At 70.6% G+C, this 10,171-nt stretch carries 11 protein-coding genes; 4 read left to right on the top strand and 7 right to left on the bottom strand.

Translation table 11 applies throughout. The annotated features are described in order from the left end of the window. Positions 1–97: 97 nt before the first annotated feature. The 3 genes from ACFWY9_RS32185 to ACFWY9_RS32195 all read left to right on the top strand — a co-directional run bounded on the left by ACFWY9_RS32185 (position 98) and on the right by ACFWY9_RS32195 (position 2,603). Positions 98–895 carry a hypothetical protein gene (locus tag ACFWY9_RS32185; RefSeq protein ID WP_378330023.1) on the top strand — a complete coding sequence of 266 codons (798 nt, stop codon included), beginning with the start codon at positions 98–100 and terminating at the stop codon, positions 893–895. Between the two features lie 84 nt (positions 896–979). Next, complete coding sequence (locus tag ACFWY9_RS32190) at positions 980–2,242, top strand: ABC transporter substrate-binding protein (protein WP_378340620.1); 1,263 nt, start codon at positions 980–982, stop codon at positions 2,240–2,242. Between the two features lie 79 nt (positions 2,243–2,321). Beyond that, positions 2,322–2,603 carry a metal-sensitive transcriptional regulator gene (locus ACFWY9_RS32195; RefSeq protein WP_378330010.1) on the top strand — a complete coding sequence of 94 codons (282 nt, stop codon included), beginning with the start codon at positions 2,322–2,324 and terminating at the stop codon, positions 2,601–2,603. A gap of 16 nt (positions 2,604–2,619) precedes the next feature. On the opposite strand, the gene ACFWY9_RS32200 is transcribed toward ACFWY9_RS32195, so the two are convergent. From ACFWY9_RS32200 to ACFWY9_RS32210, 3 genes are read right to left on the bottom strand one after another with little or no spacing between them, the layout of a single operon-like run. Further along, positions 2,620–3,060, bottom strand: coding sequence for a pyridoxamine 5'-phosphate oxidase family protein (locus tag ACFWY9_RS32200; protein ID WP_378340621.1), 441 nt, complete (start codon positions 3,058–3,060; stop codon positions 2,620–2,622). Positions 3,061–3,101: 41 nt separating this feature from the next. Further along, positions 3,102–5,342: a heavy metal translocating P-type ATPase gene (locus ACFWY9_RS32205; protein WP_378340622.1), complete on the bottom strand. Its 2,241-nt coding sequence runs from the start codon at positions 5,340–5,342 to the stop codon at positions 3,102–3,104. After that, entirely contained in the window at positions 5,339–5,593 is a 255-nt protein-coding gene (locus ACFWY9_RS32210) for a heavy-metal-associated domain-containing protein (protein WP_378340623.1), read from the bottom strand. The genes ACFWY9_RS32205 and ACFWY9_RS32210 overlap by 4 nt, the downstream gene beginning before the upstream one ends. Positions 5,594–5,682: 89 nt before the next feature. Between ACFWY9_RS32210 and cobF the strand changes: the two genes are divergently transcribed. After that, positions 5,683–6,447 (top strand): precorrin-6A synthase (deacetylating), encoded by a 765-nt coding sequence (cobF, locus tag ACFWY9_RS32215; protein WP_378340624.1) that lies wholly within the window; start codon positions 5,683–5,685, stop codon positions 6,445–6,447. Positions 6,448–6,450: 3 nt separating this feature from the next. On the opposite strand, the gene ACFWY9_RS32220 is transcribed toward cobF, so the two are convergent. From ACFWY9_RS32220 to ACFWY9_RS32235, 4 genes are all read right to left on the bottom strand, one after another. Further along, positions 6,451–6,834 (bottom strand): PPOX class F420-dependent oxidoreductase, encoded by a 384-nt coding sequence (locus tag ACFWY9_RS32220; RefSeq protein ID WP_378330015.1) that lies wholly within the window; start codon positions 6,832–6,834, stop codon positions 6,451–6,453. 63 nt (positions 6,835–6,897) lie between these two features. Further along, the gene (locus ACFWY9_RS32225) at positions 6,898–7,506 is read right to left on the bottom strand and encodes a dihydrofolate reductase family protein (RefSeq protein WP_378340625.1); all 609 of its coding nucleotides are present in this window, start codon (positions 7,504–7,506) and stop codon (positions 6,898–6,900) included. A 19-nt stretch (positions 7,507–7,525) separates the two neighbouring features. Beyond that, positions 7,526–8,839 (bottom strand): FAD-binding oxidoreductase, encoded by a 1,314-nt coding sequence (locus ACFWY9_RS32230; RefSeq protein WP_378330017.1) that lies wholly within the window; start codon positions 8,837–8,839, stop codon positions 7,526–7,528. 54 nt (positions 8,840–8,893) lie between these two features. Further along, on the bottom strand, positions 8,894–9,736 hold the full coding sequence (locus tag ACFWY9_RS32235; protein ID WP_378340626.1) for a helix-turn-helix domain-containing protein: 843 nt from the start codon (positions 9,734–9,736) through the stop codon (positions 8,894–8,896). Positions 9,737–10,171: the final 435 nt, after the last annotated feature.

Below are 10,171 nucleotides of genomic sequence, written 5' to 3' on the forward strand. Positions count from 1 at the left end.
CGATCGCCCCGGATACGGCACACTGGTGGCAGCCGAAACCCCGGTACCGCAACGAAAACACGCGGCCGAGGAGAAACCATCCAAATGGGAGGTGAGCATGATCCCCGGTGGTGGCGAGGAGAAGGCCCGCTCAGCGACCGGCTTCGACCTGGCATGGCGCGGTTTCCATCGTGGCCAGGTCCGGGAATTCGTCGAGCTGGCCGAAACCGAGCTACGCCGGAGGACGGCCGAACGCGACGACGCGCGGCGCCAGGCGGCCCGGCTCGCCGAGGAGAACCGCGAGCTGCGCGCGCGGATCGACCGGATCAGCCGTACCCCGATCGCGCCGGACGCGTTACAGGAGCGTTCGCGGCGAATGATCGAGCTCACCCGCGAAGAGGCCGCCGAAATCACCACGCGGGCGCGGGAAAAGGCCGAGCAGACCCGGCGGGACGCCGAACTGGAAGCGGTCGAGCTCACCCGGCGGGAGCGGAAACTGGTCGCCGACGCCGAGGAGGCCTCGCGCCAGGCCGAGCAACGCCGCCGCGAGCTGGACGAGGAGGCCGCCGCGCGGCGGGCGCGTCTCGAAGAGGATTTCGCGCAGGCGATGGCGCTGCGGCGCGCCGACGCGATGCGGCAGCTGGCCGAACGCGACGCGGCCGCGAAAGCCGAGGCCGAACGGCGGGTGCGCGAGGCAGGGGCCCGCGCCCAGAAGATCGTCACCGAAGCCGAGGGCAAGGTGGCCGCACTGGAAGACGTCCGCGCCAGGCTCGCCGCGAGCCTCGCCGGGTGCCGTGACCTGCTGGCGAAGGCCAATTCCGCCCTCGATCCCGAACCCGGCGCGGAGAAACCCGCCGTTCCGGTCCAGCGGATCAAACCGGTCGCCGCGCTCACCGACGTCGCGGGCGGCGGCTGACCCCCGGCTTGTCCCCGGGCCGCTGTCCCCGGATCATCGGTGGATCTCGGCGAGAGCGGGGGCTTCGTGCGACCGAATTCGGTAATGGCCAGTGCGGCGCTGGCGGGTGTGCTGTGCGCGAGCACGCTCACCGCCTGTGGAAGCGGCCAGGGGCTCACGATCACCCTGTACGTCAACCCGCAGAACAACCTCCAGCACGTGGTGGACAGCTGCTCGGCGGCATCGGGCGGGCGGTACCGGATCGAGTACCACAAGCTGCCCCGAAGCGCGGACGGCCAGCGTGAACAGCTGGTGCGCAGGCTCGCGGCAGGCGACACCTCGCTGGACGTGCTGGGCCTCGATGTCACGTGGGTACCGGAATTCGCCGAAGCGGGGTGGGCCGAGCCGTGGACCGGCGCCGCCGAGGCCGAGGCGACCCGCGACGTCCTGCCCGGCCCGTTGTCGACCGCGCGCTGGAACGGCAGGCTCTACGCGGCCACGAAACACACCAACGTCCAGTTGCTCTGGTACGACGACCGGATCACCACCACGCCGCCGAAGACGTTCGACGAGATGATCACGCGGGCCGAGCGGCTGAAGGCCGAGGGAAAACCGTCGTCGATCCTGTTCACCGGCGCCCAGTACGAGGGCCTCGTCGTCTTCTACAACACGCTCGTGGCCTCCCTGCGCGGCCACATCCTGTCCGACGACGGCCGGTCCGTGGTGCTGGACGACGGCGCGGTCCGGGCGATGGAGCTGCTGAAAAAGCTGACGACGTCCGGGATCACCGACGCGTCGCTGGCGAGTCAGAAGGAGGACGAGGTCCGGCAGGCGTTCCAGCGTGGACAGGGCGCGTTCGAGCTGAACTGGCCGTACGTCCTCGCCTCCTACGCCAAGGAGAAGCCACACGACGTCGGGCATCTGCGCTGGGCGCGATACCCCGAGGTGCTGCCGGGGACGCCGAGCCGGGTCACGATCGGCGGATTCAACTTCGCCGTCAGCAGCTACTCGAAGCACAAGCCCGAGGCGTTCGAGGCCGCGTTGTGCCTGCGCAATCCCCAGAACCAGAAATACCAGGCGATCGAGGACGGTCTCGCCCCCACCACCCGATCGGTGTACGACGACAACACACCGCTCGATCCGGCACAGCCGCGTTCGACGATCGCCGCGCGGTTCCCGATGAAGGCCGACATCCTGGCCGAACTGTCCGACGCCGCCGTCCGCCCGCTGACGCCGGCGTACCAGAGCCTGTCGACGGTGATCTCGAAGGTGCTTTCGCCGCCGTCGGCCATCGACCCACCCGCCACGGCCGCCGAGCTGCGCGAACGGCTCACCAACGCGCTGAACTCGAAGGAGATCATCCCGTGACCCCGGTCAGCTATCGTGGGCCACATACTCCGGGTGGGTATACTGGGAGCATCGGACGACAACGAAGGGGTCAGGTGGCATGGCGGGGTACAGCAGCGAACGGGAGGCCTACCTCAAGCGCCTGCGCCGGATCGAGGGCCAGATCCGCGGCCTGCAGCGGATGGTCGAGCAGGACAAGTACTGCATCGACATCCTGACGCAGGTGTCCGCGGCGACGAAGGCCCTGCAGTCGTTCTCCCTCGAACTGCTCGACGAGCACCTCGCCACGTGTGTGGTGCAGGCCGCCGCGGCCGGGGGCGAGGAGGCCGACCTCAAGGTCCGCGAGGCCTCCGACGCCATCGCCCGGCTGGTGCGTTCCTGAGTCACCCCGCGATCGATCACCCCTCTCCGGACGGGGCCGGGCTCAGGTCCGCGGACAGCCAGTGCTCCGGACGCATGAAGACGGCCACGTGCTCACCGAGCTGCGTCAGCTCGTATTCCACGTAGCCCTCGACCTGGTCCGGCGGCAGGTAGCGGGCGGCCATCTCGGTGGTCCGCTCCCGGCCACCCGGCTCGATCCTGGTGACCGGCCCCTCCACCGAGACGTAGCGCACCGTCGGTTCGGTCCGCTGAACCATCAGGCTGAACCGGCCCGCGGCCTTGATCGCCTTGCCCTTCCGCGAGTCCGGCCCGGTGTTGATCCACAGTTCGCCGCCCGGCGTGTACTGGTACCAGATCGGGACCGTCAGCGGGGCGCGATCGGGTGCCCACGCCACCGCCAGCGCTCCGATGTGCGGCTCGGCCAGGAACTGCTCTCGTTCTTGCACGGATAACGCCATGCCCCCGACGGTAGCGGCGACCACCGACAATTCCGGGACGGTCAGTTCGCGACCGCGCGGAAGCCACGCAGCCGCAGGCTGTTCGTCACCACGAACACCGAGGAGAACGCCATCGCCGCGCCCGCGAGCATGGGGTTGAGCAGGCCCAGCGCGGCCAGCGGCAGCGCCGCGACGTTGTAGGCGAAGGCCCAGAACAGGTTCCCCTTGATCGTGGCGAGCGTGCGCCGGGACAGCCGGATCGCGTCCACCGCGGACCGCAGGTCACCACGCACGAGCGTCAGGTCCCCCGCCTCGATCGCCGCGTCGGTTCCGGTGCCCATGGCCAGCCCGAGGTCGGCCTGGGCGAGCGCGGCCGCGTCGTTGACGCCGTCGCCGACCATGGCGACCACCCGGCCCTCGCGCTGCAGCCGCCGGACGACCTCGACCTTGTCCTCCGGCATGACTTCGGCACTGACCTCGTCGATACCCGCCTCGGCCGCGATCGCCTTCGCCGCGCCCTCGTTGTCGCCGGTCAGCAGCACCGGCCGCAGGCCGAGCGCGCGCAGTTCGGCGACCGCCTGCGCCGAGGTCGGCTTGATCGTGTCGGCCACGACGAGCACCGCCCTGGCCTTGCCGTCCCAGGCCACGAACACCGCGGTCGCGCCGCGCTGCTCGGCCGCGATCCTGGCCTCGTCGAGTTCGTCGCCGATCTCGACGCTCCACTGACGCAACAGCGTCGCGCGCCCGGCGATCAGGGCCTTGCCCTCGACGATCCCGGTGACGCCGAGCCCCTCGGTGTTCCGGAACTCCTCGACCGCGGGCAGCGCGCCCACGCGTTCCGCGGCGCCGTCGGCGATGGCCTTCGCGATCGGGTGCTCCGAGGAGTGCTCGACCGCGCCCGCGAGCCGCAGGACCTCGTCCTCGCTCGCGCCGCCGGTCACATGGACGTCGAGCAGGCTCATCCGGCCGGTGGTGACGGTGCCGGTCTTGTCGAGCACGATCGTGTCGACGCGCCGGGTCGATTCGAGCGCCTCCGGGCCTTTGATGAGGATGCCGAGCTGAGCGCCGCGACCCGTCCCGACCAGCAGCGCGGTCGGCGTGGCGAGCCCCAGCGCGCACGGGCAGGCGATGATGAGCACCGCGACCGCGGCCGTGAACGCCGCGTCGGCCTCGGCACCGGTGGCGAGCCAGGCGACGAGCGTGCCGAGGGCGAGCAGGATCACCACGGGGACGAACACCGCGGACACGCGGTCGGCCAGCCGCTGCACCGCGGCCTTGCCGTTCTGCGCCTGCTCGACCAGCCGCGCCATCTGCGCGAGCCGGGTGTCGTCGCCGACCCGGCTCGCGCGGACCACCAGTCTGCCGCCCGCGTTGACGGTGCCGCCGACGACGGCGTCGCCCGGACCGACCTCGACCGGCACGGATTCCCCGGTGAGCATGCTCGCGTCGACGGCGGAGCCGCCCTCGGTGACCACCCCATCGGTGGCGATCTTCTCGCCGGGCCGCACGACGAACAGATCGCCGACGCCGAGGTCGCCGATCGGTACCCGCAGTTCACGACCGTCCCGCAGGAGAGCGACGTCCTTCGCGCCGAGTTCGAGCAGGGCGCGCAGCGCGGCGCCGGAGCGGCGCTTGGACCGGGCTTCGAAGTAGCGCCCGGCGAGGATGAACGTCGTGACCCCGGAAGCGACCTCAAGGTAGATGTCGGCACCGCCGGACCCGGGTTCGGCGAAGAGTTCGAAGCCGTGGGTCATGCCCGGCATCCCGGCCATACCGAAGAAGAGGGCGTACAGGGACCAGAGCGTGGCGGCGGCGACACCGAGCGAGATCAGGGTGTCCATCGTGGCGGCGCCGTGGCGCAGATTCGTCCACGCGGCGCGGTGGAACGGCCACGCACCCCAGGTGACGACCGGTGCGGCCAGGGTCAGCGAAAGCCACTGCCAGTTGGTGAACTGCAGCGCGGGGATCATGGCCAGCAGGATCACCGGGGCGGAGAGCACCGCGGACCAGATGAGCCTGTCACGCAGCGGACGCGTCTCGTCTTCAAGCGCGGCGGCCTCAGCCTCGGGCTTCTCGGGCCGGGGCACCTTCGCCGTGTACCCGGTGGCCTCGACGACGCTGATCAAATCCTCGACGGACACCGACTCGGGGTATTCGACGTGGGCCTTCTCGGTCGCGTAGTTGACCGAAGCGGACACGCCGTCGACCTTGTTGAGCTTGCGCTCGACCCTCGCCGCGCACGAGGCGCAGGTCATCCCGCCGATCGTCAGCTCGACCCGGTGCGGCGCGGCCGTCGCGGTCATGAGACCAGCCGGTAGCCGGCCTCGGTCACCGCCGCCTCGACCTCGTCCCTGGTCAGCGGCGCCTCGCTGGTGACCTTCACGTACCCGGTGGCGACGTCCACGTCGACCGAAGCGACGCCGGCGAGCTCGCCGACCTCTTCGCGCACGGAGCCGGCACAGTGCGCGCAGGTCATACCCTCGACGATGTAGGTGGCTTCGGTCATCGGGCTCGGCTCCTCGGCGCTCGGTGCTGGTTCCGCGGTGGTGATCACCGCCTACCGCCTTTATACCCCTTGGGGGTACGGGTTTGCCACCCCGCCCCCGCGCGGGACCCGGTGCCGGACAAGGCAGACTTCCCCGCATGCGGAGGATCTACGCGATCGGGATCGGCGCCGGCGACCCGGAACACCTCACGGTCCAGGCGATCGACCGGCTGAACCGCGTCGACGTGTTCTTCGTGCTGGAGAAGGGTGACGAGAAGGCCGATCTGGTCCGCCTGCGCCAGGAGATCCTCGACCGGTTCGTGACCCGGCCCGGGTACCGCGTGGTGCGCGCCACCGATCCGCCCCGCGATCGTGAGCCCGAGGACTACCTGGCCGCGGTCGCCGACTGGCATCGGCGGCGAACCGACGTCTACGAGCGGATGATCCGCGACGAACTGGCCGAAGGGCAGCGCGGCGCGTTCCTGGTGTGGGGTGACCCGTCGCTGTACGACAGCACCATCACCCTGATCGAGGCCGTACTGGCGCGCGGGACCGTGACGTTCGAGTACGAGGTCGTGCCCGGTGTGAGCAGCGTGTCCGCGCTGGTGGCCCGGCATCGGACGACGATGAACCAGATCGGGACCGCGGTGCAGCTCACCACGGGCCGCCGCCTGGCTTCGGGCTGGCCCGAGGGTGTCGACGACGTCTTCGTGATGCTCGACGCGCATACGACGTTCGACAAGTTCACCGACGCCGGGCTGGAGATCTTCTGGGGCGCGTACGTCGGCACGCCGGACGAGATCCTGCTCTCCGGCCCGCTCGACGCCGCGCTGTCCGTCCGGATCCGCGAAACCCGCGCCGAGGCCCGCACCCGGCACGGCTGGATCATGGACGTCTACCTGCTCCGCCGACGCCCCGCGTAACCGTCAGCCGATACCGACGGTCTGCCGTTCGGGCTCGATCACGGCCACGACGCGCTCTTGCTCACGGGAGTACGGCGTGCCGATGTACTTCGTGGACAACTGGTCGACGATCTCCCACGCCGGGTCGCCCTCGATCCATTCGACGACCCGCCCCCGAATGACGACGGGACTGAACGGGTTGTCGGCGGGCGCGATGGACAGCGCCACCCGGGGGTCGCGGCGCAGATTACGTGCTTTCCGCGAGCCCGGACCGGTGATGATGACGACGCGGTCGCCGTGGGTACCGACCCAGACGGGAACCGCATGGGGCGAGCCGTCCGGCAGGACGGTGGCGAGGTGCGCGAGCGAGGTGCCCTCGAGTGCGCTGCGCACGTCGGGTTCAAGCATGGGTCTGCTCCTTCAGCGGTGGTTTGGTCGTGTCGAATTTCGGGACGAAGCCGGTGGCTCGGCTCATCGGATCACCTCGTAGTGGAGATGGGTCACGCCGGGTGCCGGGACGGCTTCCAGCAGGCGGAGGCGGACGTGCTCCGGGAGTTCCCGGAAGAAGCTGTGCCCGGCGCCCAGCAGCACGGGTACCTGGTGGAGGACGAGTTCGTCGACGAGTCCCGCCTTGAGCGCCTCGGTGACCAGGCCGCCGCCCATCAGGGCGACGTCCTTGCCGTCGGGAGTCACGGCGCGGGCCGCGGCGATGGCGTCCTCGACGCCGGTGGTGACGAGGGTCTGCGTCTCGCTGATCTCGGGCACGGGCCGGTGGCTGACGACGAAGAACGGCGCCGCCGGGTGCGGGCCACCCCCGCCGAAATGACTGGAATGTTCGTAGGTGGTGCGTCCCGCGATCACCGCTCCCACTCGTGCGGCGAAGGTGTCGAAGACCCGGGCGCTCGGCTCGCTGAGCTTGAACCCGTCGAGCACCCGGCTCGGCGTGTCCCCGTCGAAGTACCAGTCGAAGAGCATGGGCGCGTCACCGAGCCCGCGTCCGAATTCCCTTTCGCCGTCGGGGGTGCGACCGCTGATGAAGCCGTCGACCGAGACGGCGAGTGCGCTGAAGACCTTGCTCATCTTTGTCCTTCGCTGGTGATCAAATGGCTTGCGGGAAGTCGAAGAACCGGCGCGGGTCGTAGGCCCTCTTGATCGCTGCCAGCCGAGGGTAGTTGCCCGCGTGGTACGCCGTGGCCCCATCGCCGAGATCGGGGTCCGGGAAGTTGGGGTAGACCCGCCCGGCCCCTTCGGCATGGGCGGTCGCCCAGGAACGGCCCACCCACGGGTCGGCCGCGTCGGCGATGTGTTCGAGCAGGAAGCGTTCGCCGCGATGGGCGAACGCGGTGGCGTCCTCGGCGAGCCTGTTGTAGGCCCCGCCCATCGCGGTGAAGGTGATCTCCCGCCTGCCCGTGGTCCTCGGCTCGCCGAGCTGGGCGAGGAGCGAGGCGAGAGTGCGGTCGGACATCGCGTGGGAGAAGAACTCGGACCGGATCCGCACAGCTCGTTCGGGCAACTCTCGCGGGTCCAGATCGGCGAAAGTGTCTTTCAGGCAGGAGTAGGGCAGATCGGCGCGCAGGTCCGCCGCCTGATCGGTGAACTCCCGCAGCAGTTCCCGGGTCGCTTCCTCCCCGAGAGTGGACGCTCCGAAAAGGACGGCCCGGACGGGTGCGCCGGGCTCGGACACCAGGGTGAGGTTGACGGTGAGCTCATCCGGGGCGTCGGGTGCCCAGGCCTGCCACGTGGCGACCAGTTCGTCGACGGCGATGCCCGGCCAGCGCGCCTCGATGCGCGTGGTGATCGGCTCGGGGACGGTGTCGAAGCGCAGGCACGTGACCACACCGAACTGGCCCCCGCCCGCGCCGCGCAGCGCCCAGAACAGGTCGGGTTCGCGGTCGTGGTCGCACTCCACGACGCTGCCGTCCGCGAGCACGACCTGCGCGCCGACGAGGCGATCGCAGGTCAGCCCGTACTTCCGCCCGAGAAGCCCGATCCCGCCGCCCAGGGTGAGCCCCGCGATGCCGACGCTCGCGCCGCATCCCGCAGGCACGGTCCGGCCGTGAGTGTGCAGCGCCGCGTACACCGCTCCCAGCCGGGCCCCGGCGCGAATCGTGGCGAGCCCGTCCTCGGCGACGGAGACGCCGTCGAGGCCGGACAGGTCGAGCACGATCCCGTCCGTCGACGATCGGCCCGCGAAACAGTGCCCGCCGCCCCGAGGAGCAACGCGGTCCCCGGTGGCCGCCGCGTAGGTGATGGTGGCGACGACGTCCGAAACCGAACGGCACCGGACCACCAGCCGGGGACGCACCTCCCGGTAGGCGGCGCCGGCCGGACGGCGGATCGCCTCGTAGCCCGGCGAACCGGGACTGAACAACTCGCCGTCGAGCGAGGCGCGGAATTCGGTCAGGTCGGGCACGAGGACGAACTCTATGAGCGACGTGCCAACGATTCTTGAACAAATCGCGCATGGTCAGATTCGGAGCGGCGGTCTGCCACGGGTGATGAGAAAGGGCTTGTAGGAGGCGGCGTGCTCGTGACCGCAGGCGCAGCGGTCGATGTCACCACCGAGGAGCTGGCGTGGGGTGAGGCCGGTCAGGCGGAGGCATTCCCGGCTGAGGTGAGCCTGGTCGGCATACCCGACGTCGACCGCCAGTCCCGCCATGCCGTCCGCACCTCGCCGCCCGGTGGCCACGGCGCCGGCCTGAGCCAGAGCGAGGAAGCCCTGGAAACGCAACGTCCGCTGGAGGACCTTGGGACTCATCCCCACCGTGTGCAGGCAGCGGCGGCGCAACTGGCTGGTGGAGAGCGCCAGGTGGGTGGCCAGACTGTCGATGTCGACGGGGTGCCAGGGCATCAGCGCCCGCACGGCTTCGCCCACCAGCGGATCCACACGGACCGCACTGCGAAACTCCTGGACGAGGTGGGCCTGCAAGACCAGGAGCGCTCGCTCGGGCGTCCTGGACAGGGCCATCGCCTCGACAAGGCGGTCCGCCGTGCTCCCCCACAGCTCCGTCAGGTCGACGCGCTGATCCACCAGGTCGTCGAGCACGGCCGGTAGATGCGGTGCGGTCCCCGGCTGGAACCGCACGCCGACGATGGTGGTCCGCGGCGGGATGACCTCGATCGCCGGACCGGTCAGCGGACCGACCAGCTGAGGGCGTCCACCGAGCGGAAAATGGATCTCGACCCCGCCCGTGGGCAGGTGCCGCTGCACGTACGCCGCCGCGCCGGTGCGCTGGATCCAGACTGTGCGGATCATCCCCGCCAGTTCCGGCACCGGGGAACGCTCGACGTACGACTCCACCACGGTCACCCTCGTACCGAACCGTCCGAACGGGACCGACGTCAAGGCCCGGCTGGGAGACGACTTGGGGCACTTGCCCGCCGCCGGTGTCGCGAACGCTCCGTTGGGGACGGTGAGTGTCTCGTGCGCGTCGTTCGTGACGCCGGGTTCGGTGGCGTGTGAGGTGAGGAGCCTGTCCCGAACGCTCCGGTCGGCAAGTCCGGGCTCTCCCGCGGCCAGGCGGTGGCAGGTCCGTGAGGGCCCCGGCCCCTCTCTGGGAGGCCTTTCCGCGGCTGGCTCTCGGTGGGTGATTCGAGGTCCGCGCAGTGGTCGACGGGAGTGTTCACGGCATGGCAAAACGCCAGTAGGGGGGGGGGGGGGCGGGGGTGGTGGGGGGCGCGGGGGGGGAGCGGGGGGTTGGCCCGGGGGACCGCGGCCCGCTCGGCGGGGGCGCGGCGTGAGCGC

Origin of the sequence: Amycolatopsis sp. NPDC059027, from assembly GCF_042739735.1 — a bacterium.
Classification (GTDB): Bacteria; Actinomycetota; Actinomycetes; order Mycobacteriales; family Pseudonocardiaceae; genus Amycolatopsis.